The following is a 342-nucleotide window of genomic DNA, read 5'->3' on the forward strand; positions in this document are numbered from 1 at the left end:
TGACATTTGTAATGCCGCCTGTTCAATCAAAACACTTTTGAGCGGCAAAGCATCGATGGGACGTATAGTTCGAAAAAAAGCCGGTGGTCTTCGGGTATCAGTAGAAACATCGTGAAGAGCAGGAAAAGCAAACCAAAGTCTAATAAATAACACCAATGGTGTGGCAGTGATCAATGAATAAATGATCCCTCTTAAAGCTTTCATTCCCCCCAGAGCGCCATACACCCATAAATTGTAAAATGCTTTGACAGCAAGAAAAAGAGAAACAATAATACAGCAAGCAGAGATTATAATCAAAATCATAAAATCGGTTACATTAATCATGGAAAAGCGCTGTAACAG

The 342-nt window shown here is 38.9% G+C and carries 1 pseudogene; it reads right to left on the reverse strand.

From position 1 onward, the window contains the following. Window positions 1-342: pseudogene (locus ACFIK8_RS10190) on the reverse strand (DUF1499 domain-containing protein); the annotation flags it as partial.

This window comes from Bartonella sp. MR168JLCBS, from assembly GCF_042194175.1.